The 24,036-nt window shown below is 49.9% G+C and carries 22 protein-coding genes; 10 read left to right on the forward strand and 12 right to left on the reverse strand.

Translation table 11 applies throughout. The annotated features are described in order from the left end of the window. Positions 1–5: 5 nt before the first annotated feature. The 3 genes from napA to WCX49_RS09235 form a co-directional block, all read right to left on the reverse strand. On the reverse strand, positions 6–2,819 hold the full coding sequence (napA, locus tag WCX49_RS09225; protein ID WP_345984801.1) for a nitrate reductase catalytic subunit NapA: 2,814 nt from the start codon (positions 2,817–2,819) through the stop codon (positions 6–8). Positions 2,820–2,955: 136 nt separating this feature from the next. Further along, positions 2,956–4,323 carry a type IV pili methyl-accepting chemotaxis transducer N-terminal domain-containing protein gene (locus tag WCX49_RS09230; protein ID WP_345984802.1) on the reverse strand — a complete coding sequence of 456 codons (1,368 nt, stop codon included), beginning with the start codon at positions 4,321–4,323 and terminating at the stop codon, positions 2,956–2,958. Between the two features lie 12 nt (positions 4,324–4,335). Then, positions 4,336–4,992, reverse strand: a complete 657-nt coding sequence (locus tag WCX49_RS09235) for a Crp/Fnr family transcriptional regulator (RefSeq protein ID WP_345984803.1) — start codon at positions 4,990–4,992, stop codon at positions 4,336–4,338. A gap of 143 nt (positions 4,993–5,135) precedes the next feature. On the opposite strand from WCX49_RS09235, the gene moaA reads away from it, so the two are divergent. From moaA to WCX49_RS09255, 4 genes are read left to right on the forward strand one after another with little or no spacing between them, the layout of a single operon-like run. After that, positions 5,136–6,101, forward strand: a complete 966-nt coding sequence (gene moaA, locus WCX49_RS09240) for a GTP 3',8-cyclase MoaA (protein ID WP_345984804.1) — start codon at positions 5,136–5,138, stop codon at positions 6,099–6,101. A 12-nt stretch (positions 6,102–6,113) separates the two neighbouring features. After that, positions 6,114–6,719: a hypothetical protein gene (locus tag WCX49_RS09245; RefSeq protein WP_345984805.1), complete on the forward strand. Its 606-nt coding sequence runs from the start codon at positions 6,114–6,116 to the stop codon at positions 6,717–6,719. A gap of 4 nt (positions 6,720–6,723) precedes the next feature. Next, entirely contained in the window at positions 6,724–6,945 is a 222-nt protein-coding gene (locus WCX49_RS09250) for a MoaD/ThiS family protein (protein ID WP_345984806.1), read from the forward strand. A gap of 2 nt (positions 6,946–6,947) precedes the next feature. Then, positions 6,948–7,385, forward strand: coding sequence for a molybdenum cofactor biosynthesis protein MoaE (locus WCX49_RS09255; RefSeq protein ID WP_345984807.1), 438 nt, complete (start codon positions 6,948–6,950; stop codon positions 7,383–7,385). On the opposite strand, the gene WCX49_RS09260 is transcribed toward WCX49_RS09255, so the two are convergent. Continuing rightward, on the reverse strand, positions 7,382–7,906 hold the full coding sequence (locus WCX49_RS09260) for a c-type cytochrome (protein ID WP_345984808.1): 525 nt from the start codon (positions 7,904–7,906) through the stop codon (positions 7,382–7,384). The genes WCX49_RS09255 and WCX49_RS09260 overlap by 4 nt on opposite strands. 205 nt (positions 7,907–8,111) lie before the next feature. Here WCX49_RS09260 and WCX49_RS09265 point away from each other — a divergent pair, with 205 nt between their 5' ends. The 6 genes from WCX49_RS09265 to WCX49_RS09290 all read left to right on the forward strand — a co-directional run bounded on the left by WCX49_RS09265 (position 8,112) and on the right by WCX49_RS09290 (position 15,986). Then, positions 8,112–8,765, forward strand: a complete 654-nt coding sequence (locus tag WCX49_RS09265; RefSeq protein ID WP_345984809.1) for a response regulator transcription factor — start codon at positions 8,112–8,114, stop codon at positions 8,763–8,765. After that, entirely contained in the window at positions 8,752–9,810 is a 1,059-nt protein-coding gene (locus tag WCX49_RS09270) for a HAMP domain-containing sensor histidine kinase (RefSeq protein WP_345984810.1), read from the forward strand. The genes WCX49_RS09265 and WCX49_RS09270 overlap by 14 nt, the downstream gene beginning before the upstream one ends. A 40-nt stretch (positions 9,811–9,850) precedes the next feature. Beyond that, positions 9,851–11,155 (forward strand): TolC family protein, encoded by a 1,305-nt coding sequence (locus WCX49_RS09275; RefSeq protein ID WP_345984811.1) that lies wholly within the window; start codon positions 9,851–9,853, stop codon positions 11,153–11,155. Then, positions 11,152–12,210, forward strand: coding sequence for an efflux RND transporter periplasmic adaptor subunit (locus WCX49_RS09280; RefSeq protein WP_345984812.1), 1,059 nt, complete (start codon positions 11,152–11,154; stop codon positions 12,208–12,210). The genes WCX49_RS09275 and WCX49_RS09280 overlap by 4 nt, the downstream gene beginning before the upstream one ends. After that, on the forward strand, positions 12,207–15,299 hold the full coding sequence (locus WCX49_RS09285) for an efflux RND transporter permease subunit (RefSeq protein WP_345984813.1): 3,093 nt from the start codon (positions 12,207–12,209) through the stop codon (positions 15,297–15,299). The genes WCX49_RS09280 and WCX49_RS09285 overlap by 4 nt, the downstream gene beginning before the upstream one ends. A 75-nt stretch (positions 15,300–15,374) precedes the next feature. After that, positions 15,375–15,986: a Crp/Fnr family transcriptional regulator gene (locus WCX49_RS09290; RefSeq protein WP_345984814.1), complete on the forward strand. Its 612-nt coding sequence runs from the start codon at positions 15,375–15,377 to the stop codon at positions 15,984–15,986. 11 nt (positions 15,987–15,997) lie between these two features. Here WCX49_RS09290 and WCX49_RS09295 read toward each other — a convergent pair whose 3' ends face one another. The 8 genes from WCX49_RS09295 to WCX49_RS09330 form a co-directional block, all read right to left on the reverse strand. Further along, a complete protein-coding gene (locus WCX49_RS09295) occupies positions 15,998–16,501 on the reverse strand; it encodes a globin domain-containing protein (protein WP_345984815.1) in 504 nt (167 codons plus the stop codon). A 138-nt stretch (positions 16,502–16,639) separates the two neighbouring features. After that, positions 16,640–18,877: a cbb3-type cytochrome c oxidase subunit I gene (locus WCX49_RS09300; protein ID WP_345984816.1), complete on the reverse strand. Its 2,238-nt coding sequence runs from the start codon at positions 18,875–18,877 to the stop codon at positions 16,640–16,642. Between the two features lie 98 nt (positions 18,878–18,975). Beyond that, positions 18,976–19,365, reverse strand: a complete 390-nt coding sequence (locus WCX49_RS09305; RefSeq protein WP_345984817.1) for an Rrf2 family transcriptional regulator — start codon at positions 19,363–19,365, stop codon at positions 18,976–18,978. An 89-nt stretch (positions 19,366–19,454) separates the two neighbouring features. Then, a complete protein-coding gene (locus WCX49_RS09310; RefSeq protein WP_345984818.1) occupies positions 19,455–20,732 on the reverse strand; it encodes a hypothetical protein in 1,278 nt (425 codons plus the stop codon). Between the two features lie 13 nt (positions 20,733–20,745). After that, the gene (locus WCX49_RS09315; protein ID WP_345984819.1) at positions 20,746–20,994 is read right to left on the reverse strand and encodes a DUF2249 domain-containing protein; all 249 of its coding nucleotides are present in this window, start codon (positions 20,992–20,994) and stop codon (positions 20,746–20,748) included. Further along, positions 20,994–21,425 (reverse strand): hemerythrin domain-containing protein, encoded by a 432-nt coding sequence (locus WCX49_RS09320; RefSeq protein WP_345984820.1) that lies wholly within the window; start codon positions 21,423–21,425, stop codon positions 20,994–20,996. Before WCX49_RS09320 ends, WCX49_RS09315 begins: the two co-directional genes overlap by 1 nt. 70 nt (positions 21,426–21,495) lie before the next feature. Continuing rightward, entirely contained in the window at positions 21,496–21,927 is a 432-nt protein-coding gene (locus tag WCX49_RS09325) for a hemerythrin domain-containing protein (RefSeq protein WP_345984821.1), read from the reverse strand. 12 nt (positions 21,928–21,939) lie between these two features. Beyond that, on the reverse strand, positions 21,940–23,913 hold the full coding sequence (locus WCX49_RS09330; RefSeq protein WP_345984822.1) for a fused protease/ribonucleoside-triphosphate reductase: 1,974 nt from the start codon (positions 23,911–23,913) through the stop codon (positions 21,940–21,942). Positions 23,914–24,036: the final 123 nt, after the last annotated feature.

Raw genomic sequence — 24,036 nt, forward strand, 5'->3', positions numbered from 1 at the left:
TCTCGTTATGCTTTCGTGATCTTGACCGCGCATTTCTTGAAGTCTGTCTGTTTTGACATCGGACACGTCGCATCCAGACAGACTTTATTGATGAAGACCTTTTCATCAAACCACGGTACGAACACCAGGCCTTCCGGCGGACGGTTACGGCCGCGCGTCTCTACGCGGGCCTTCACCGAACCGCGACGCGATTCGACGTTGACAAGTTCGCCGCGCTGTACACCGCGTTTCTTGGCGTCATTCGGATGCATGTAACAAAGCGCTTCCGGTACCGCACGGTACAGTTCCGGTACACGCATCGTCATCGTACCGGAGTGCCAGTGCTCAAGCACACGGCCGGTTGCCAGCCAGACATCGTATTCGCTGTCCGGCATTTCCGGTGGATCCATGTAAGGACGGGCAAAGATTTTTGCCTTGTTCTCAAGGCTTTTTTTCTCCGCGACTTTGACGCCGCCCAGGTCGCCGTATGGCAGCGCCTTCGCCAGCTTTCCGTAGAACGCGTGCGTGCTGTCCGAACCGGACTTGGCGACCGCTTTGGCCGCATATGGATCGTATTTGACATTGAAGCGCCACTGCGTCTCTTTCCCGTCGACGACCGGCCATTTCAGACCGCGGACTTTATGATAGACATCAAACGGTGCCAGGTCGTGGCCGTGCCCGCGTCCGAAGTCCGCATACTCTTCAAACAGGTATTTCTGAATGAAGAATCCGTAGCCCTTGAAGACCTCTCCGTCGGAACCGACAACGTTCCGGCTGTCACCCAGACACTCAGAGTTGTCGAAACCGGCCTGAACCGGGTCTTTGTCATCCAGTTTGTATGAACGGGCCTTGTCATTCGCAAACAGGATGTCGAACATCGTCGTATCTTCGTCATAGCCCATTTTTTTGGCTTCCGCGATGACATCAGGCATTTTCGTGCCATCACGCAGCGTCGATGCGCCCCAGAGATCTTTGACGGTGAACCGTTTGGAGAGTTCGACCCACTGCCAGGTGTCGGACATCGCATCGCCGACCGGGAGCACCTGCTGACGCCAGTGCTGTGTCCGGCGTTCGGCGTTACCATACGCCCCCCATTTCTCGTAAATCATCGCCGAAGGGAGGATCAGGTCCGAGACCTTCGCTGAAATACCCGGATAGCCGTCGGATGTCACGATGAAGTTGTCCATTTCGCGTGCGGCCTTGATCCAGTGTTTCGCACTGGCGGAATCCTGATAAGCATTACAGACGCTGACCCACGCGAATTTGACGATACCATCCTCGATATCACGGTGGATTTTCATGATGTGCTGGTTCCCGACCGGGTTGAGCGTCCCTTCCGGAATCATCCATTTATGCTCGGCGATCTTGCGGTGCGCCGGATTGGCGACCATCATATCCGCCGGTAGACGGTGACAGAATGTTCCGACTTCACGCGCCGTGCCACACGCTGAAGGCTGGCCCGTCAGCGAGAAAGCGCCGCTGCCCGGTAACGCCTGCTTGTTCAACAGGAAATGGACGTTATACGAAAGCGTGTTATCCCAGGTACCGCGCGTATGCTGATTCATCCCCATCGTCCAGAAAGAGACGACTTTGCGCCCTTTCTCAATGTAGAGATCTGCCAGCGCCTTGAGTTTACCTTTGAAGGCCTCGAGATCCTCATTCGGGTCACCCTTGACAATCTTCGCAGTGTAGTCAAGTGTATACGGCGCGAGGGATTTCTTGTATTCTTCAAACGAGATCTCCCAGTGTGCCAGGGTACCGGGCTGATTATTCATAACTTCGCCCTCTTTATAGCCGTAAGGCTCCAGGGCCGGTGCTTCCTTGGCAGAGACGGGTTTGCTCATCTCCTTTGAAATCGTCTCCATCTCAAGATCGGTGTATTTGCCCTCTTTGACCGATTTCTCGTCACTGCGGCGCATACCGTAGCCGATGTTAACCGGACCTGTCGCAAAAATGATATTCTGTTTGACGAAGTCCCAGTCAATCGCTTCGGGATGGTTGTAAACGATCTCGTGTGCAATGTAGTTCCACAATGCAAGGTCCGTGTTTGGCGAGAAAATAATCTCGATATCCGCCAAGTCGGATGTTCTGTGCGTGTAGGTCTGAATGGAAACAACCTTGACACGGTCGGGATCGGAGAGCTTGCGGTCTGTGACACGCGACCAGAGGATCGGGTGCATTTCCGCCATGTTCGACCCCCAGGCTACGACAGTGTCCGTCAATTCGATATCGTCATAACAGCCCGACGGTTCATCGATGCCGAACGTCTGGTAAAAGCCGACGACGGCCGATGCCATACAGTGGCGGGCATTCGGATCGATCGCATTGGAACGGAATCCCGCCTTCATCATTTTCTGTGCCGCATACCCTTCCATGACTGTGTACTGTCCGGAAGCGAAGTTGGCAACGCCTTCCGGTCCGCTGTGCGCAAGGGCTTTGCGGATATTTTTTTCCATTTCATCAAAGGCGCGCTGCCAGCTGACCGGCGCGAACTTGCCGTGCTTGTCGAACTCCCCCTTGCTGTTGATGCGCAACAGCGGTTGTGTCAGACGGTCGGCACCGTACATGATCTTCGCGTTGAAATACCCTTTAATACAGTTCAACCCGCGATTGACAGGTGCCGCGGGGTCTCCTTTGACCGCGACGATCCTCCCGTTCTTGGTCGCGAGCATGATCCCGCATCCCGTACCGCAGAAACGACATGCCGCCTTGTCCCAGCGCCAGTCTTTCTGGGCATCTGTCCCCGCGGCCTCGACATCTGTCGGAATCGTCATTCCAATCGCGCTCGCTGCCGAAGCGGCCGCTGCACTCTTGAGAAAACTTCTTCTGTCCATACCCATCGTATCCTCCTTGTTGATTACCGATGGCCGCCGTCTGCAAGGGAGAGCGTCTATCAGCTTTCAGGTTACGTTATCATTGTATCGGGACAAGTTGTCAGGTGTCTTTGACCTAAGTCAAGAAAGCATTGCATCGGATTCACCCACGCGGTTTTGGTTCTGTTTTGGTGACGATGCTGTTGAGGTTTTCTTGCAGTTTTGTCAACAGTCTTGATGTGCCGGAGAGCTCTTCAAGCGTCTGGATGACGATATCTTCACTTTTATCTATTGTACGATCAATATCTTTTTTGGATGCCTCATCTATCCCTAATCCCTCAAACTCCTCATCCATCGTTTCAGTGACAGTGGCCAATTCATTAGCAGCCTGTTCGGACTCATGGATCGCCTGCTGGGCATGCTGAAGTATCGTGTTGATCTTGTCCACAAAATGGCTCATATGCAACGATGCCTGTGAAAGTTCATCCGTCTGGACCGTCTCCATCGTCGGTTCGTACCGTACCGTCTCTTCTGAAAGCTTCAACGAATCCGCCATCGACCTGGAACGATCAAGGAAAAGCTCGAAGTCTCCCTGGATCCTTCGTGTCAGATACACGGCATACACCATAAAAAGCAAAGCGATCAAGCTTGCGGCATATTGGAAATATTGTAAAAAGGCACGCTGCTCTTCCGAATAGGCACTGTAGGCTGCTACCGCAGAGTCCATAGTCTCAAGCAAAACAACATTAAGTTCCTTGATATGCAGCACGGCTTCATTGAGCTGCTTCTGCTTTTCCATCAGTTCAAACATATAGGTGGAATATTTCTGCCACTGTTTATCATTTTCAATCAGCAGTTGATGCAGGTCAGGCCGCTGGTACCAGACCCGGTTCTCCTCAAACCGCTTGAGCGTGGCACCGTAGAGCCCGTACGCCTTCTGGAACTGCGTAAAATAGTTGGCATCTCCTGTGATCAGATACTGTGTCGCACTGAAACCGATACGCTGTGTCAGCATGCGCTGTCGCCCCGCATCGTCAATAACCGCTCCTTCAAGCCCTTCAACGACCATCTGCTTTACCACCCGGTCCGAGATCATCAAGATCGCCTCGTTTTCAGAAGGGAGTGACTCTTTCAGTTTGTTCGTCTCCGCCAGAAGCTCTTGGAATCGGACTACATGATCATCAAATGTTTTCCAAAGTGAAGAGACCTGCAAAAGCCTTTCCGTAATGCACTGCTTGGGTGGTGCATATATCCCTCGTTCCGGGGCACCGTTCATGAGATCCTCCAGGCTTGCATCGAACTCGGCACGAGCAGTATCAAGCGCTTTAAAGTTTCCCTCGTTACGGTTTTGGAGCCATAGCACCTCTTTGGCGATCTGCTGCGTCAGCATCCGTTGCTTACCCGCGATATTGATCACCACGGAGTCCTGTTTTGATGCGTGGTTGATATACACAGTGATACCGACAATTGAGGCGATGATCAGCGAGAGCATGCCGCCGATCAGTTTGATTTTGGATGTAATGGTTCTCATCACGATCCTCTCTTATTCAAAAATTTCCCGCAATGTTGCTTCATCTTTCAAAACTGTTTCACCGTCAACAGTATCGATCATGCCACTGCGTGTCAGTTTTTTCAGAATGCGTGAAAGTGTTTCAGGCTGAATATTCAGCATATAGGCTATCTCCTGCTTCTTGAGCTGGTTGAAACTCCGAAGATCGTTGATCAGCATAAAGGCGACTTTCGCCGTGCCGTCAAACACGATCTCCCGGTTGATGATGCATTGCATCATTTTACTCTTCTTGGCGAACTCTTTCAGCAGTTTCAACATCAGGTTTGGACTGTTCATATACATCTGCTGAAAATGCTCAAAGTCGATAACCAGTACATCACTGTCAATGGCGAATTCCGCATTGGCAAAGCACCCGATACGGTCGAAATCAGTGATCTCTGATATCAGCGTATCGCTGAAAAGGTTGTACATGAACACTTCATTGTCGAACCTGTCTACCTTGTAGATCTTGATCAGCCCCTCTTTCAGATAGTAGATCTCATTGTGCTTCTCTTTTTCATAATAGAGAATCGCGCCCTTCGGGTATTTGCGCAGCAACACAATCTTTATGAGCTTCGCCAGCTCCTCTTGTGACAAGTCCGAGAATAAAGGAATGGTCTTTAGATATTCCTCCGTGACACGCTTGGTCATCGGCAGTGATCCTGATTCATAATACCTCCATTCTATCAAAAATATATATCAACCTATACACCCTTGTCCTTGACCTCGGTCAATGCATCATGCATATGGAAAAGACTATGATGTCCATAATACAAGCAAAAAAAGGATTTACCATGCTGCGCGACCAATTCGGCAGAGACGTGACCTATCTGAGAGTCTCGGTCACCGAACGGTGTAATTTCCGCTGCCAGTACTGCATGCCCGAAAAACCTTTCAGCTGGGTTCCCCGTGAAAATTTGCTCAGCTATGAAGAGCTCTACTCGTTTATACGCATCGGGATCGACCAAGGGATCACGAAAATACGTTTAACGGGGGGCGAACCTTTGACACGTGACGATCTGGACCGCCTGATCGCCATGATCATCGAGTATGCACCAGATGTCGATATCGGGCTCACTACCAACGGTTATCTACTGGAACCGATGGTTGAACGGCTCAGCAATGCAGGATTGAAACGGATCAATGTTTCCCTCGATTCCATGCAAAAAGAGACATTGCATGCCATTACAAAAAAAGATGTTTTAGACAAAGTCAAGGCTGGGATTGAAGCCGCTGTACAAGCAGGCCTGAAAGTCAAGATCAACAGTGTCATCATGAAAAAGGTAAACGAGGATGAAGTCATTGCCCTTTTCGAATATGCCAAAGGGCTTGGGGCGCAAATCCGTTTCATCGAATACATGGAGAACAGTTTTGCCAGCAGCCATGTGCAGGGGCTGACAAGTGATGAGATTCTGGACATTCTGGGTAAGCATGTCAGTTTCAGCCCCGTGCTGATCGGCAGTGATGGTCCGGCGACACTCTATGAATGCACAGACGGGTACCGTTTTGGAACGATCGAACCGCATAAACACGATTTTTGTGCCACTTGCAACCGCATCAGACTCACTGCGGAAGGCGATCTCATTCCCTGCCTGTACTTCGATGAGGCCATGAGTGTCAAAGATGCTTTGCGTGAAAATGATCTTGATCAGGCTGAACAGGTGTTGAGAACCGTCGTCTTCAACAAACCCGAAAAAAACCGCTGGAACGCCAATGACTCCGAAGTCTCAACGCGGGCGTTCTACCAGACGGGTGGATAAAGGCTCACCGACATGAATTACCCGACTTTTTTCGACCAGGCACCTACGATCACCCTTTATGATCCCCTCGCCGACCTGCTGGGTGCGATTGGTGACGGGATCATCACCTACAGCTACCTCGATGCCGTCAAGCTCGCCGGCCACTCCTGTCCGACAGTTGCCGGCGCGTATCTGATGGCGCTCAAAGGCATCGATGCCCTCTACCCGGACAGTGTCCCGCAACGGGGAGATATTGCTGTCACTATCCGGGGCAGCCGCGAGGAGGGAACAAATGGCGTCATCGGGAATGTTCTAGGACTCATCACCGGTGCAGCAGGTGACGAAGGATTCAAAGGGTTGCAGGGCAACTTTGCACGAAACGCACTTCTACACTTTCACCGTGTGCTACCGGAACCAGTCATGATGACATGCAAGAGAACGGGAGACACAATCTATTTAAACTATAACCCTTCAGCCGCACCAACTGCGCAGATTCCCCCGGAACTGATGAAGGCTGTCGCCATGGGCACATCTTCTTTTGAAGAGAAGAAAGCATTCGGCCGCCTTTGGCAGCAGAACGTTGCGGCTATCCTTGCAGACCGGTCAAACCCCGATTTGATCACCATACATAAGGAGTAGCTGAATGATTACCGTACATTGTCTGGGCCCAATAGGCAATCTTGTACTTGAAATCAAAGCTGCGAACCTGGCTGAAGTCGCAGACCAGATACGTTTGAACGAAACTATACGTCCTTGGCTGGAAACGTGTGCCGTTGCCATCAACGATACACTGGTTACCGCTTTGGACATGCCGCTGAAAGACGGGGACAGGGTCTCGCTGCTTCCGCCGGTATGCGGAGGCTGAAGATGCTGGAAATCCATCACGGACCACTAAACGTCCCGCTCATCCTCAAACGCTGGTATGAGGAAGAATCCCTTAAAAACTATGGGGCCTTTATCCCCTTTATCGGCACAGTCAGAGAAGAAAACGGCGTTGACGGCCTGAGCTTTGACATCTATGATCCGCTCCTGAACCGGTGGTTCACCGAATGGCAGCAAAGAGCGAAAACGGAAGATGCCCTCGTGAAAATGGCGCACAGCCGTGGCGATGTTCCCGTACACACGTCGTCTTATATTGCTGCCGTTTTCTCACCGAAGCGCCGGACAGCACTCGAAATGATTGAAACATTTGTCGAAAGCTTCAAGGCTAGCGCCCCTATCTGGAAATATGATCTCGTCAATGGGCGGCGCATCTATGCCGCCGACCGCTCCGCACCAATTGAGGGCAGTGGAATACTCGTCTAGTCAGCAGCTCTTTTTTCTCCGATAGCATCAATCTGACGCTGCAATGCACTTTTTTTCAGTTTTATGCCTTCCAACATCGGCAGTGTCAGGTCCGGATAGGCCCCGCCCATCCCTTTGCCATCACTGCCATGACACCCCGAACAGTTACCGGCATAATAGAGACTGCCCTCCTGAATGTATTCCGGATTGACGGGGCTTTTGCCCGCGATAGAGACAACATATGCAGCAATTATCTGAGCATCGGAAGGATCGGAAAAACCTGCTGCCATACTCCCGGCCGGAAGCCCAAGCACATCGGAACCTTGATTGATGACGTCCACGACATACCTTTCCAGATAAGCAGTGCTATTAATTTCATTGTATTCACGCTGCATAGCTATATATGTTTCTCCCCTGCTGTCTTCTTTCGCCAGTGTATGGCTATTGCTATCGCAGGGTTCTTTATCCATGACAGGGTTTGATTCACATCCATGCAGCAAAATAGTCACAAGAGCGAAATAAACAGGGTAATGAATTTTCACCGTCTCTCCTTTAGTAAAAGATCAAACTCTACCTTCCAAAGCATACTCCCCTTCTGGGCAAAACCCATTGACCCGCATCATGCATATCACCTGAGTAAAACAGGTAAAATAGTACCAATTCAACGAAAAAAAGACTCATATGGCAGGCCGTTAATATGGCGCTAACAAGGTGATGGAAAACTGTTATTCTCACTAAGGAGACGATATGGCGGACATCTTACTACTTGAGGATGATGTCACACTTGCAGAATCCCTTATCTTTCTACTTGAAGATGAAGGGTACGAGGTTTCTTGGGTCCGGGACGGCACTGCAGCTATAGATGCTACCGCAACCACCTCGTTCGATTTGCTGCTACTGGACGTCAATGTTCCTGGGACAGATGGCTTCACTGCCCTACGATCTCTACGTGACGCCGCAATCGACACCCCGGCCATATTCATTACCGCTTTGCAGGATATACGTTCACTATCACAGGGGTTTCAAAGCGGTGCCAACGATTACCTCAAAAAACCCTTCGATTTCGACGAACTGATGATCCGTATCAAAGCACTGATCCGGCAGTATTATCAAAGCATCCATGAGACCATAGAAATAGGAGACCTTTCATTCCATATCGATCGCGGTGAACTGTACAAAAAGAGTGTATTCATCCCGTTGAGTGACTACGAACGTCGACTGGTCAGGCTTTTTTTCAGGCACTCCGGCACCACATTGACAAAGGAGGATATCCTTTTTGAAACAGCGCATGGTGAAGAGGCCAGCGAAGGCGCATTACGGGTAAGGATCAACAAACTGCGCAAAATCGGCCTTCCCATTCAGACAGTAAAAAATGTAGGGTACCGGCTTGAAATCAAGTGAAAAAAGGGCTTTCTGGAAGTTTTTCCTCACTTACTTTATAAGTGTTGCTCTGCTCATCCTGACAGCAGGTCATTTCTACTATTCCCAGATGCAGCACCAACTGCTTGAAATGGAACATTTTTCCCTCATAGAGTACGCCAAACGGCTCAAAGTCGGCGAGAGCACTGAAGGTCTGGAAGGCTATACGCACCGATATGAGCAAAGAACATTTGAACATTTCAGCATCGACAATTTCAACCAAAGGAACGATCAGTTCGAAAAATGGGTACCTGGCAATGAAAAAGGTGTTTATATCTTCATTACCAAGAACACCACGCATTTTGAAGAACAACGCAACAGGCTCTTTTTCGTCGTCGCCGGAACGCAGTTTCATCTACTGCTCCTGTTCGCAATCATCAGCTTTATTCTCGCACGAAACGCTATCGCACCACTGCAAAAAAGCATACGCGAGCTCGATCGCTTTGCCAAAGATTTGATCCACGATCTCAATACACCGGTAACATCGATCGGGCTGAACCTCAAAGCATTGCGCAAAGAACCTTTGCTGCATAATCATTCCGCACTGGACCGACTTCAAAAAAGTGCTGATGCCATTTCCGATCTGCACAAGAACCTGAGGTATCTTCTGCACGAGGGGTCCTATACGCCCGAGATGATAGATCTTGAACAAATGGTTGATTCCCTGCTCGCGGAATATCGGCAGCTCTATCCTCACCAGCATTTTGAAGTGGCAATCCTTGAAAGAAGTGTTCAGGCAAACACAGCAGCCCTGCGGCAGATTCTGGACAATCTGCTCTCCAATGCATGCAAATTCAGTGCAGATTCTGGCAAGATAACACTCACTTACAAAGACAAAAAACTAACAATTGCAGATGAAGGAATCGGGATCAAGCGTCCTGAACGCATTTTCGAGCGCAGCTACTCCGAGCAATACGGTAGTGGCATTGGGCTTGATATTGTCAAACGCCTCTGTGATGCCATGCAGGTCCACATCGATGTTCTTTCAACAGAACGCGGCACCTCAATCTCATTAACATTCCGCTAACAGCGTCATTCTACGATATCGCATTCCAATAGACAGTTGAATGCCGATGTTGTTTAAAAAACTTTTTTACCTCCTCTTGCCAATCAGTTCGCTCCTCTATGCAATGAGCATGGAGGAGACTGTTGCTCTGGGGCTTACTCACAATCAGCAGCTTCAATCAGCTGACCTTCAGATATCGCTGGCAGATGAACAAAAGCGAGAAAGCGCATCAAGACATTTCGGGAAGATCGAAGCAGTAGCAAATTACTCGCATTACAATACTCCCAGAACGCTTTTTCCGCTCACTCCCGCCGCCATTGCAACAGGTGCGTCTAAAATCGCGACAACCCAGGATCTTTTCTCGGCAGGGATTCACTACCAGGCTTCGCTATTCAGTGGATATGAACTGCAGGATACTGAAGCGGTCGCCGAGCTTCAAAGAAAGATTGCTTCCTTGAAATATCGTCTTGCGCGTGAAGAGCTCATCTTCACAATCCGCAGTGCATATATTGACGCCCTTGGCGCACAAGCTAATGCAAAAGCATGGGAACACTATTCCGAAGCAATGGGAACCCTCTATAGCGCTACGAAAAGAATGGTATCTCTCGGGAAAAAAGCGGAAGTCGAACTTCTAAAAGTCGATGCGGAACGCCTCGGCAGTGAAACCAATGCCGAGCTTTTCGCGGCTCAGAGAGAATCCATGGTCGGTCTTTTAACCGTACTGACCGGGGGAACCCGTCCTCTTATACCACTGGAAGATATTCCAATCGTTCCGTCCTTGCAATCCCTGAGGGATGCGGCAAGCTCTTCGCGGATACAGATCAACAATCTTCTCATTGACCAAACTGAGAAAAATGAGCACAAAAGCCACGCGTCCTCACTTCCGCAGGCGGGGATAGAAGGCTACTACGGCTACAGTTTCGGCCCCAATGACCCGACCAATCCATACAGCGGAAACTGGGAACATCAAGAACTTTGGAATATCGGCCTCAATCTGCAGTGGAACATATTGGATTTCGGGACCAGTTCAGCCAAGCAACAACAAGCCCGTATCCTGAAAATACAGCAAAAACATTCCAAAGCGCATACCGTACTACAAGTCGAGCAGGATCGCCGTGAAGGGACCATCAGTTTCAATACGGCAAAACGACGGTACGAACTGGCGAAAAAAGAGTATGCACTCGCACAAAAAACAGAGGAGATCGAGACGCTCCGCTACCAGGAGGGGGAGATCAGCATGAACGATTTCCTGTTACAGAAAGCGAAAACCCAAATGATACTGAGTGAAATGATTTCATCGCGATATGCCCTTTTAAAGGCATATTACATCCTCGAATACCTCTATGAACAAGGAGATACACAATGAAAAAATACGTTTTCTTGCTTATCGCTCTCGCGTTCCTCATCTCGGGCGCATTACTGTTGCTGAACAGAAAAGCGGAAATTACCTCACTGCCAGTTCCGCAAAAACACATCGCCAATGTTGACATATTTACACCGGTTGACCGGGAGATTATCACTTCATATCCAACACTGGCCCATATCCAGTCAAAGAAACTCTCTAAACTCGCGACTCGCTACAGCAGTGTCGTCGTCGAAATACCGGTCCATGAGTCGCAACGAGTCAGAAAGGGCGACCTGCTTGTCCGGCTTGATTCTGGCGACGTACAAAAAACAATTCGAGCACTCGAAGGCAAAAAAACAACACTTGAGAGTGAAGTGGCAGTACTTTCAAAACGGTTTCATTCAGATGCACTCCTCTTCAAAGCCGGAGCCATATCCGAAGAACGCTATGATAATTCTCGCCTCTCGCTTGCAAACAAATCCGCCTTGTTGACAGAACTCAATGCCACTCTTCAAATACAGAAACAGCAGCTCCCCTATTACGAACTCCGTGCACCGTATGATGGAATCATCGGCACGGTTGATATAGAAATAGGGGATGTCACTGTACCCGGGAAAGGGCTTATAGAACTGCACTCGGAACCTAAAATCGCCCGAATCGCTTATCCAACGACCCTTTCCATACCCCAAAATGCCGCTGTACATAGCCATGGCATCTTTATTGGGAACGTCGTTTCCCGGTATGCCGACGCACCGCAGGGACTTTACGAGGCCGAAATTGCACTGGAACCGAAATCTACATTTGTGCATGGAGAGGCTGTCCCGGTGACAGTCGAACTTCAAAAGATTATGCATTGCAGTGTCCCGGAAAAAGCATTGTTCAAAAGCGGGAAGTCCCAGACAGTCTTGGAAAACCGCAATGGAGCATTTGTGCCGTTGGCAGTCGACGTGCTTGCGCGTGACGGGTCTTATGCAGCTGTAGAACCCTGCCCCGAAAGCAGTGTCGCTGTCGCATCTGCGACCAAATTAGCAGCGCTGGCCCTACAAAACAGCCACGAGGCAACAGAACATCCATGACATCGAATAGCTTTACGGAACGCCTGTTGCGACGTCCCTATTTTATATACTCATTCCTGGTGCTCTTTGTCTTTCTGGGACTGGTCGGCTACGGCAAGCTTGACCGCAAGCTCTTCCCCGATTCAAACTATCCGGAAATCGCTGTCGTGATCGCTTCACCCGGTACGTCTGCCGAAGATATGGCAGCCAATATCGCCGTCCCGGCGGAACGGAAGTTCTATACCATCGACAACGTCCGACGCGTGTACTCCTCAACGATTGACGAGGTTACAGTCATCCGTGCGGAATTCGAATATGACAAGGATGTGGACGACGCACTGAACGATGTCAGTGCCGCGTTCTCAAAAATCCGTGCTGTACTGCCGACGTCTATACAAGATCCGCAGTTCATTAAAATAACGGCTGCCACGGCCCCGATCATTACTTATGCGCTGCATTCGAAGGATGATACGATTCCCTTGGAAGAGATCCGTCGTCTGGCGGAGCGTACAATCAAAAACCGCCTGCTGAAACTTCCAGGTGTTGCCAACGTTGATCTTTTTGGCGGACATGAAAAAAGCGTCCGGATTTCGCTCGACAAGCACAAGATGGAACGTTTCGGACTGAAATTGGACAGTGTCATAGGTGCACTCAAAAGCAATGACGCTGATTTCGCCATCGGCTTTTTGCAAAACGAGGAAACACGATATCTTCTGCGTTCAAGCGGGCAAAGAGAGGAAGTTGAATCGCTGAGGGCACTCCCCATCTCCGCAAACATTTCCCTTGGAGACATTGCTGAAATCAACTTCGGACACGGCGACAACCACGCCCTCTATTATGGCAACGGAAATGCGGCGATCGCGCTTGCGGTACAGCGCAATGAAAACGCTGATGTCATCGCCGCTATCGAAACCGTCGAAAGAGAAATGCAGAAAATCGCAATTGAGTTCACAAACCTGCAGATCAGTGTCACGGATACACAGAAGGATACTATCGTACAGAGTACGACCAATATGTTCGAATCGTTGCGTGATGCGATTATCCTTTCGACACTCGTCGTTTTTCTGTTCCTCGGAAGTTTCCGACAGATTCTTGTCGTTATGGCGACCATCCCTCTGGTTTATGCCAGTACCGTAGCTCTGATGTGGCTCGTCGGGATCGAGATCAACGTCGTTACCATGACGGCGATCATTCTTGCGCTCGGTCTCCTTCTGGATGATACGGTCGTCGTAATGGAAAACATTGAACGCCATTTTAAGACGTTGCACGACACCATTAATCAAGCCGTAATTACCGGGACTAAAGAGATAATGTTCGCCGATCTTTCCGGCACGATCACTACCATGATCGCCCTTTCCCCGATGCTTTTTGTCGGCGGCTACCCGCAAACCGTATTCCAGCCGCTCGTCGGTACGCTTCTGCTTGCTCTGGTCGCCTCCTACATCATCTCCATTACCGCGGTCCCGCTGCTCTCTTTGAAAATATTGGCCATAAAGCATCCATGGCTGGAAAGAAGTGAAGCTATATTCAACCGCTTCATCATGCGTTTCAATGACCGTGTCCAGTACTTTTTTGCCTCTGCAGTCAAACTCGCCCTTCGCTCGAAACTGGCTGCGACCGGTTATGTCATCGTACTGGTTTTGCTTTTCATCATAAGTGCTAGAGGTGTTATGCCGACTGTCGGGCGTGAACTGATGCCGCCTATGGATACGGGTGCGCTCAAAGTAAATCTGATCATGGATGCGAACCTCCCCATCGAAAAGAGTGAAGCTGTCATACAGCGCGTCAATACTATTCTTGAAAGCAGCGGGGAACTGCGCTATCTCTCCGCGTCAATCGGTTCTGAAGCAGGTGTTCTCAGCATCGGCAGCGGAGGCAGCGTAGACCAGCTGTCCGTCACGGCGACGTACGTTGACCGGTTCCATCGTGAAGAAAACATCTGGGAGATCGCTCGCCTTATTCGATCAAAACTGCAAAAACTGCCCGACGTCAAACAGTTTGACGTCGTCGATTTCGGCGCAACGGCGCTTGCGAATATCCGCGCCAATGTCGATGTTACACTGTTCAGTGATGACCTGAATGCGCTCGAACAGGCCGGTGATCTTGTCGCAAAGGCACTGTATCAGACACAAGGGCTGGTATCTGTATCAAAAACCTGGGAACGTGACAAGAAGGTCTTCGACCTGAAGCTCGATGAGCGAAAAGCACATTATTACGGTACTGGCCGTGAACAGATTGCATCTCAGCTGCAATCACAAATCTATGGTTCCGCTCTTGCTTCAGTACCGGAAAGCAATATCGAGGATTTAACAGTGTGGATTCAGCTGAAACCGCACCAGCGGGCTTCCTCGATCCAACTTGCCAGTTGGCTTATTGATACGCCAAAAGGCAAAATCCCTCTTGGTGCTGTCGCTGAAGTTACAGAGCATATCGGTCCATCCCTGATTACGCGTGAGGGGCTACAATACACACTCAATATTTACGGATATCGCGAAAAAGCAGCCATCTCTCACATTATGGATTCCCTGGAAGCGGCTCTCATGAAAATCACTCTCCCTGAGGGTGTCACGATGGAGCAGAGTGGTGATATCAAGCAGTTCAAAGATTCTGCAGGACGGATGGTCGTCGCCATAGGGTTTGCAGTTATCCTGATTTTACTGACACTTGTTGTTCTTTTTGAGTCCCTGAAGCTTTCTTTCATTGTAGTTCTTTCCATCCCGCTGACAATCATAGGAGCATCGTGGATGATGCTATTGATGCACTACCATACTTCAATGCCCGCCATGATGGGCTTTATTCTGCTTTCGGGTGTCATCGTCAATAACGCCATTTTACTGATCCATTTTGCCAAGGATAGGATGACAGCAGGCCTGAGTGCGGCCGACTCGATGTTGGAAAGTATTCGCATTCGCACACGGCCGGTATTGATGACAGCCTTTGCCGTTTCGGCGGGGATGCTGCCCATAGCCCTAGGGAATGCCATAGGGCTTGAACGGCTTGCCCCACTGGGTGCCGTTGCCATCGGAGGTCTGATCGTCGGCACATTTCTAACACTGCTCTTTATTCCGCTGGTTTTTATATGGACCCAAAGCAAAAAACCACAGAGCTGATCGTCTTGATTGCGTTATAATGTGTACAAGCCGAAGCGACAATCAAGACAACTTGAGAGATAAAATATTTACCCTATGAACCCATTAAGAGCATTGCCGCTATTTGAAGATCTCAACGAGGAGACCTTCTCAAAACTGACCGAGATCGCGAGACAACGTAGATTCCAAAAAGGGGAGATACTCTTTTTCGAAGGAGATGCCCCGAATGATCTGGTGGTCCTGACCAAAGGGGTCCTGAAGCTTTTCAAAACCTCCAGCAGCGACAAAGAAGTTATCTTGCACCATTTTACGCCTGTCTCCCTGGTAGCCGAGGTCGCCGTTTTACATCGCATACCCTATCCTGCCACTGCCGTATTCGAAGCAGACAGCGAGGTGCTCCTTATTAACTACGACGCTTTCGAGTCAATGTTTCTTAGCAATCCAGAACTTGCCCGTATTCTTCTGCTTTCCTTGAGCAAGAAGATACGGATGCTTGAATCAGTCATCGAACGCGGCCTGGTGATGGATGCATCCGAACGCGTTATAAACTTTATCCGGAAATCTCCTGAGCTGCTTAAAACAATGCGGCATTACGAAATTGCGAATATTCTGAACCTGACACCGGAGACCTTCTCGCGCACACTCAAAAAGTTGCAGCATGAAGGTAAAGTCATTAACAGTGAAGCGGGGTGGGAGGCTCTCCCATAAAAGACAATACTTTACGCCGCAGCGTAAAGCTCTTTTTCGCGAGCGATCAGCAAATCACCCAAATAGAAATACGCCTCTTTCCAAGCTGTAAGTACCTCGTCGGTGGCTGCATCACCAAGCACATCCTTTACGGCGCCCAGCAGTGAAACACCGACCATCGGATAATATTCCGGCTTCACACCGGTACGCACATGCGCCTGCGCCATCTTATCCAGTGCATCACCCAGGATATCGAGGCGCTCGATATTGGCGGCATATGCGCCAACTGCCGCCGCCAGTTTTTTGTGCTGATCAGGAGAAGCATCGCTAAACAGTGCTTTCGTCTCCGGATGGGACTCAAACAAGATCTCGTACATTCTCGCCGTAATCGCCTCTGCATTTTCTGCGACCGGTTTTGCGGTTGCTTTTACAATCTCAATTGTCTCTTTTGATAGACTCATGTCAAATCCTTTATATGTCAAAATGTAGCATCGATGTTTGATGATTTTATCAGTGATGGCTGTATTTTTATGCAATAAAATTGTATATATTTTATGCTATAATCTTAATATTTTCTTAAATAACGCCAAGGGAAAGACTGGCGCGAATGTCAGTTGTTGAAGTTAAAAAATGATGGGTACTGTCCGACAGATAAGCATTTAACTGCAAGGGGTCTAGCCCCTATGCAGCACCTTGCTGAAATAGATTTTTCTCGTTGTATCATAGAGAATGACCAATCCTCCAAGTATCATCATACCGTCTGGAAGAATGCGGAACCACATCCATCCGCTGAGCGCCTCGATCGTTTCACGGCTTCGTGCTGCGTAATAACCAAATTCATGTGCAGTCGACGTCTGTTCAAATCCTATGATCAATGTCGGCAGCGCATAAAGCACCACCCCGACGGTCAACAGCCAAAATCCCCAAAGGCTAGGCCGATCATCCCATTCAAGATTCTTTGCCAGTGCATTGGCGCGTGCCGTCATATAGATAAACGCTATCGCTATGTATCCGAAGGCCCCGAGCAGTGCCACATGCCCATGCGGCATGATCAAGTAGGTGCCGTGAGAGTAATAGCTGATTGTGGGCGTATTGATGACCATACCCAAAAAGCCAGCACCAAACCAGTTTAGAAACGCCGAACCCGCAAGCCACAGGAATGGTACATTGAAGACGAATTCCTTTCCAAGGCTCTTAATATGACTACGCTCTTTGATTGCCTCGATCATCAGAAGCGCAAGCGGCAGCGGCTCCATCGCCGAAAAGATGCCTCCTACAGCGATCCAGTATTCGTCAAGTCCCTGCCACCAGTAGTGATGTCCGACCCCGAGCGTACCGCTCATCATGATCAGTCCAAGCTCAAAAAGCATCACGCGTTCTGCCGTACGTTTCGAAACCAGCCCAAGCGCTACGGTCAAGAATGCCAACACACCCGCTGCGAAGAGTTCAAATGTCAATTCAACCCAGAGGTGAACAACCCACCATCGGTAATAATCGTCAACAGTGTAGTTAGGCATGATATCTGTTAATGGCATCATCCCCGCGATATAAAGTGTTGCAATTCCGAAAGCCGACCAGATAATGGTGCCGACGAGCAGGTTGTTCTTGCGTGCCTTGCGAACAGTAGAGTAAACCATACCGAACCAAAGTACGAGACCGATAACAAGACCGATATCCCAGACCCGTCCCAAATTAAGTAGCTCTCGCCCTTCGTTTCCGAACCAGAACCAGACATCACGCATCTGGCCGGTCGCACCAAGATATATCCCTATAAGACCGCCACCGCCGACAACTAGCAAGGCAACCCATAACACGTCCACGAGTCTGGGGAATTTCAGGTCTTCTCCGCCGACAAGCGGCGCGATCAAGAGACCGCCCACCAACCAGCCAACGGCTACCCACACAATGGCGAGATTGGTATGCAGCGCACGCATGACATTAAACGGAAGAATGTCCTGGGATAGAATAAAGTTTTCCGTCGGATCGACATAAATATGTGCCAAATACCCGCCGAGGACAAGCTGAAGCAGGATAAAGAGCGCCACTATCGGGACGTACTTGAGAAGTTTTTCCTGCGATGGAAACAGCTTCGTGATCTTAAGCGCCGGCTCGAGATGTTTCTCTTCATCCGCTTCGCCTTTGAACAAAAATTCGTATGCCAGATAAATGACACCGATCGTCATTGCCCACAAGATCAAAAATTCCCAAAGTGAATAAAAATGTGATACCCATTGAACATCCTGATCAATGAGCGGTTCAGATGGCCAGTTATTTGACCAGGTCCGGTCCGTACCCGGGCGCAAGGAAGATGCGACCAATTGCGACCAGTCGACAAAAGCGGCAATTTTTTTCGCTTCATCTTGGCGGATAACGCCCGCACGCCATGCGCGTTCATGGTCACCGTTGACAAGAAAGTTCACGAGGTAATCTACGTTATGCTCATAGGCTTTGGCCGAGGCCTCCGTATAAACGACACCTGCTTCATCAAGCAATGTCTGTTTTTTGAAGTCGCGTATGGTACGTGCTTTTACACCAGCCAACTCCATATCATCAAGTCTATCCAATGGCTTGCCGAACAATGAACGCGCATAGGACCTATATAGTGATTCAGCCCGCTTATGCATAAACTCCGTTGAGAAATCCGGACCGAGATAGGCACCCATACCAAGCAGCGTGCCGTAATCCATTAAATCAAACTGCTGAAAGTAGCCTTTGCCGGCGACGACGTCATCATAGGTATAAAGTACTTTTCCGCTCTTGCTGACCACCTGTTTGGGAATCGGTGGCACCTCTTTTTGCAATGTTGCCGTGTAATAAATCAGTATCGTGACCATGAAGGTACCGATAATCCAGAAAAAAGCATACAAACTCTTTCTGCTCATCAGTTTTTCCATAAACGATGTTTCCATCATCAACTCCTTAAATCATACCTATAGGTAGTATTTAATGGAACTATAATGCTTTGCCAATTTCACTGCATTGATATCGATCAAGATCGGGAATGTTTTATCTAGGAGATACTGCTAAGCGTTGTTTCTTGAAGCATTCTGCGGATCTGCTCTCTGGGCTTTGCCCATTGCTCATGAAGAGCACACGGTTTATCTGAATCACACCTGTCACGGCCCATGATGCAGTTGACGTAATTATATCCGGGCTCCACAGCTTCAACAATGTCGCTGAGCATGATCGTTTCGGCCGAACGCGAAAGACGATATCCGCCCTCTCTTCCCTGCTCGGTGATTACCAGATTGGATCGGTACAGCATTCGAAGTGTTTTGGAGGTATATTGAAATGGTATGTTTAGGCGTTCATGCAATGTCTTCACACTGACAACACTTTTTGCGCTGGCGAGCTGGGCCATGATAGACAATGCATATTCAGCTGTTTTACTCAGTTTCATGGTTTCTGATTATACCGAAGAGACTCACCTGCATATAATCTTTTTGCTTTTCCTAACAATCACCTATGCTGCAGCGTCGCAGGCTCTTCTCACGATTTCTTACTCATGTCGGAAAATGCGGAAAGATCCATCGGGGTACCGGACTTTCGCTTCCGGCGGTAAACATTCGATGCACTGAGCAGATTCATCCCCAGCAGCATAAAACTCAATAACATGGCGAGCGCAGCCCATGGCAACAGCACATCAAATTCAAAGCTGCCGAACAAAAACAAAAACGACATCAAGGCAAGATAGACATGGAGCTTTGCGCGTTTTGGCGATATGATCTCCGTCATGACAGGCGCATCGAAATATCCCTGGCTGTTCAGATGAAACCAGACCAGGAATGGTACGATCTTGTACATCATCCCGAAAACGACACTGAGTGCAAATCCCCCATAGGCGACCAGCATCATAGGAATGAGGGCCGACTCACCGCTTACGGTATAACCAAACCACCCCAAAACCGCTAAAAGCAGCAGCGCCATGCCCATTCGCCAGAACCATACCGTAGCATCCGCTACGGGACGTTTCCGCTGCGACAGGCGCCGGAATGTGATCACAGCAAATCCTAACAATGTCACTGCAATGAATGTATCGAAAACAGCTGCATACGGCAATGAGAAGATTAACCAGATCATTTTCAGCATGAGTGACGCAAAGAGTATTGCCCAGGCCCACTTTTTGCAGAATCCTGGGTACGGGGGTGTCACATAGAACATCTCGATGACCTGGAATGCCACCGCTATGATGAGCATCCCCATCCATCCCACCAGGGCAAAACTATAATGGGAGGCGCGGATTGCCTCATGCGAAACAGACATTTCTCCCTGTGCAAACATGTAAAGCATTGCCAATGCCAAAAGTACTGCTACTGCAAAAGAGACAAGTGCGATCTGCATCCCGCGTACGGTATCTTTGGCATCTCGCCGCCGTAGCAGGGGAGGAAGCATCAACAGTGCCAGCCAGAACACGGCACTCCCCAGCAGCAAGCCTGCCAGAGCGTATGCCGCAGGTTCAAAGCTTATGAACGCCCAGACAAGCATCATGGTCCCCGTGGTCAGCAACAGATGAACCGCAGTGGCATGGCGAGTCGGTACTTTGATGACGACCCCGGCGAGTACCGGCAGCATCTGGAAGAGTGATCCCGTCATTGCCATAGCGATAACGCCAAGGAATAGCAGATGGACTGCCGCGGCTGCCGACGGGCCGTGCGGCACGAGCATATCACTGCCGGAATAGAACATAAAAAGCGAGAAGAGCACTCCGAAAAAGGGCACCGTGAGGAAAAAACGCAGGATGACGCCGATCGGTGGTGCCTGTTCCAAAGAGAGCCCCTGGCTAAACATCCAGAGACTCCAGGTCGACCGCGGGATCCCTGGCAATCAGAATATGCCAAATGCCGTTTTCATCTTCATAAGAGCGGTAACGTCCCCCCTGCTTCTCGAGAATATCAAAAAGTGGCAGCGGGTTTTTTCGATGAATCATGTGGAGCACTTCGCCCCGTGTGAGTGCGGCAAAAGCCGCAATCGCCTTTTCCAACGGCACAGGATGTTCGAAAATCCGCACATCCAGTTCGATCACATGCATTACAGCGCTTTCATCTCGTCAATGACCAGCGACGCATCGCCCTGCAGGGTATGGTCGCAGGCCGGGTAAAGCATCTGCTCCTCTTTCATGTTATGCTGCTGCAGCAGAATCATCATCGACTCCGCCATCCCGAGAAAACCATTCGAATCTCCGTTATCCAATGCCGTACGCATCCGCTCCAGAAGCCCACGAACCTGCTCGTGTTCCATACGCATCACTTGCGTTGGCCCGCCCTGCATACCGGAACGCTGCTCAAATGCTGGGAAGAGAATCTCCTCTTCCATGGCGAAATGGTGAAGGGTCTCGCTGTTAAATCGTTCAAATGCCTCTCTGGCCGTTGCCAGATCGCCTTTGGCAACAGCTGATTCCGTATCGGCAAAAGCAGAATCACATTTTCGGTGGTCATCTCGCAGAAATTCAAGAATCATCATACATCCTTTTTTACTGCGATCTTACCCCCTTTTGGACCTTTCGCTCATTGATGTGAATCAAGATGCTCCGTCATGGCCGCAAACAGCACCCCTCGATCTCTATGCCGTCTTGTTCCGCATCTTCAGCCATGAGCCGATCGCAAAGCGGATAGAGCAGCTGCTCTTCTTTCATGTTATGCTGCTGCATCAGTATCATGAAAGACTCTCCCCACCCGAGAAACGTCGAAAAATCTCCAACTGCGAGCAGCTGCTGCATCTTCTCGAGCAACGCCCTGATCTGCATATGTTCAAAACGGATCGGATCCAGTCCCGCCTGTTCTTCCGCCTCGAGCCTTGAAAAGACACGAAGCTCCTCATGTTCCATATGCGAGACGGTCTCTTCCACAAACTGTCCGAACAGTTTTTCGGCCCTTTCTATGTCGCCGCCGACAACCGCCCTTTCAGCTTCCGCATAGAGCGAATCACACTGTCGGTGCTCGGCTTTGAATTCATCCATGATCATACGTTCATCCTTTTAAATCTCACAGCTGTCATTTGAGCAGAAACGGCTCTCAATCCCGTCGCTGTCGGAAAACAACTTCCAGTCGATCCGTGGCATTGCTGCCAGTTTTTCGTCATAGGTCTCTTTGCTGATCCCTTCGTAGGGCATCTGTTTATAGGCCCCGGTCTCAGAGTGCGGAAGCATGGAAACCGATTTAATGACCGGGGCGAACTGCGCCAGCATATGCTCAACCTGATGCGCTTCGGATTCGGGATCAAAATAGACGGTACAGCTCACCATGTTGTCACTCCACTCCCGCTGTAGCATGGCGAGAAACGCAAACTGCTCCCAGGCGGAAACTTCGGTGGCCTTTCGTGTCTTTCCCTGGTCTATCGGAAATTCGAAGACGGTCGTGTTTTCACTATAGACGTCCGGTTCATGCGGAATGCCCGCTGCTTTGAGTACACGATAGACGGCGGAATCGTTCCCGACACGCATCCGGCGCAATGCATACTGGAATGTCGGAAAATGCATGCCGGAACTGACTCCGGCCAGTTGCGAGATTGTGCCTGATGGTTTGATTGTCGTTACCCGAATTGACGGCGGCACACCGGCATCCGAAGCCAGCTGACGATTTATCGACCGCACAATCTTGTATCCTTTGCGCAGACGGCGGGTCAGTTCGGTTGCCCCGAGATCATCGAGCATGTCTGCTACGCCGGAAAGGCTCACCCCAATACGTCGATTGCGAACGACAATAGCATTGGTTTCGGAACGATGTGTCGGCATCAATGCTACCGTTGAAGCATAAAAGGTCGCGTATTCGAGCACTTTGTAAAAATCGTTTTCTTCTGCGCATCGGGACGGAAAAACTTCTGCAAGGTTGCAGAGCTCATAGCTCTCAAGAGGGATTTCACTGCACGGATTTGCCAGCCACGCCTGATCATCTGACTCTTTACCGTAACGTGCATACTTCTGCACATTGATCAGGTTCATGATTCCAGGTTCTCCATTGGCTATGATATGCTTGGCAATCATCGGAAGTTTTGCGAAATCCTCGGTTTTTTCCAGGACTACCGTATTGTTTGACATCCATCCGATCTCGGCGCGTTCGGGATAGCGCTCATAATCCTTGAGCTCCAAAAAACTCCCATCATCTGCCGATCCCAAAGCAATTTCAGCGCTGCGGCGCACGTTGCCGGCAACGACACAGGCACCGATTGCGTTGAAGATGTCCGCCGTACAGCGCGTCGTTTCCGTTTCCCCCGAGCAATACGCGTCCAGGTAGCTTTCTATCCTTCGATGCAGTGTACTTAACGGTTCCGGCCCCGAAGCGGTACCGCCGAAACCCTTGATCGATGAGCCTGCCGGGCGGATCGAGTCGTAATCAAATTTGAACCAGGCTCCTCCTTTGGTGTAACTTTCGATCAGCAGCCTGACCGACGCAACCCACCCTTCACGGCTGTCGGGAATGACAAAAGGTACCGGGCGCGATTTGTCTGGCAGCGCGACGTTTGCACCATCCCAGGCCGTATTGAATCCGACACCAACACCGCACATCAGCATGTCCATGGTCCAGTCAGCGGCCGCGGAAAGATCTGCAGTGTCCACAGCGCCGCAGTTGTTAAGCGCGGCACCGCCGCGGGTATAGACGTATTCCGTTCCCATCGCCCAAAGTCCGCGCCCCGGAGGGAGCCATTTCATCTCGAACATCGCTGAAGCCATTTCCGCCGCATACGCCTGCCAATACCCCTCATCCCAATGCAGTCGACTGTTCACGTAATGCTGTTTTCTGACAGACATCACGCCGTTCATCACCCGGATGACCGTATCGGCCCAATGTTCCTGCGATCCGTCTTCTTTACGCCTGCTGTAGGTACGGTAATAGGTAGCCTCCCCGAAACCGCCGAACCCGAATGCCGGCGTTCTTTGCTGAAGCATATCGATGATCTGTTGTTTGAGTTCGAACCGCTCCGAAATCATGATCTCATTTTCACTGTCTTGCATCTCTCTTCTCCCTGAATGATCACCGGCAAGTATATTTTGATTCACAAGATCACTCCATGACTTTCGTCAAGTCAGATTGACGCATGTCAAAGCGCTGCCCGCAAACAGTGGTTATACTAAATT

The organism is Sulfurimonas sp. HSL-1656, assembly GCF_039645585.1.
GTDB lineage: Bacteria > Campylobacterota > Campylobacteria > Campylobacterales > Sulfurimonadaceae > Thiomicrolovo > Thiomicrolovo subterrani.

Excerpts from the sequence above, each read along its gene's own strand:
- napA (WP_345984801.1), bottom strand. The coding sequence starts at position 2,819 with ATGGGTATGGACAGAAGAAGTTTTCTCAAGAGTGCAGCGGCCGCTTCG.
- WCX49_RS09230 (WP_345984802.1), bottom strand. The coding sequence starts at position 4,323 with ATGAGAACCATTACATCCAAAATCAAACTGATCGGCGGCATGCTCTCG.
- WCX49_RS09235 (WP_345984803.1), bottom strand. The coding sequence starts at position 4,992 with ATGACCAAGCGTGTCACGGAGGAATATCTAAAGACCATTCCTTTATTC.
- moaA (WP_345984804.1), top strand. The coding sequence starts at position 5,136 with ATGCTGCGCGACCAATTCGGCAGAGACGTGACCTATCTGAGAGTCTCG.
- WCX49_RS09245 (WP_345984805.1), top strand. The coding sequence starts at position 6,114 with ATGAATTACCCGACTTTTTTCGACCAGGCACCTACGATCACCCTTTAT.
- WCX49_RS09250 (WP_345984806.1), top strand. The coding sequence starts at position 6,724 with ATGATTACCGTACATTGTCTGGGCCCAATAGGCAATCTTGTACTTGAA.
- WCX49_RS09255 (WP_345984807.1), top strand. The coding sequence starts at position 6,948 with ATGCTGGAAATCCATCACGGACCACTAAACGTCCCGCTCATCCTCAAA.
- WCX49_RS09265 (WP_345984809.1), top strand. The coding sequence starts at position 8,112 with ATGGCGGACATCTTACTACTTGAGGATGATGTCACACTTGCAGAATCC.
- WCX49_RS09275 (WP_345984811.1), top strand. The coding sequence starts at position 9,851 with ATGCCGATGTTGTTTAAAAAACTTTTTTACCTCCTCTTGCCAATCAGT.
- WCX49_RS09280 (WP_345984812.1), top strand. The coding sequence starts at position 11,152 with ATGAAAAAATACGTTTTCTTGCTTATCGCTCTCGCGTTCCTCATCTCG.
- WCX49_RS09285 (WP_345984813.1), top strand. The coding sequence starts at position 12,207 with ATGACATCGAATAGCTTTACGGAACGCCTGTTGCGACGTCCCTATTTT.
- WCX49_RS09290 (WP_345984814.1), top strand. The coding sequence starts at position 15,375 with ATGAACCCATTAAGAGCATTGCCGCTATTTGAAGATCTCAACGAGGAG.
- WCX49_RS09300 (WP_345984816.1), bottom strand. The coding sequence starts at position 18,877 with ATGATGGAAACATCGTTTATGGAAAAACTGATGAGCAGAAAGAGTTTG.
- WCX49_RS09305 (WP_345984817.1), bottom strand. The coding sequence starts at position 19,365 with ATGAAACTGAGTAAAACAGCTGAATATGCATTGTCTATCATGGCCCAG.
- WCX49_RS09315 (WP_345984819.1), bottom strand. The coding sequence starts at position 20,994 with ATGCATGTGATCGAACTGGATGTGCGGATTTTCGAACATCCTGTGCCG.
- WCX49_RS09320 (WP_345984820.1), bottom strand. The coding sequence starts at position 21,425 with ATGATGATTCTTGAATTTCTGCGAGATGACCACCGAAAATGTGATTCT.
- WCX49_RS09325 (WP_345984821.1), bottom strand. The coding sequence starts at position 21,927 with ATGATCATGGATGAATTCAAAGCCGAGCACCGACAGTGTGATTCGCTC.
- WCX49_RS09330 (WP_345984822.1), bottom strand. The coding sequence starts at position 23,913 with ATGCAAGACAGTGAAAATGAGATCATGATTTCGGAGCGGTTCGAACTC.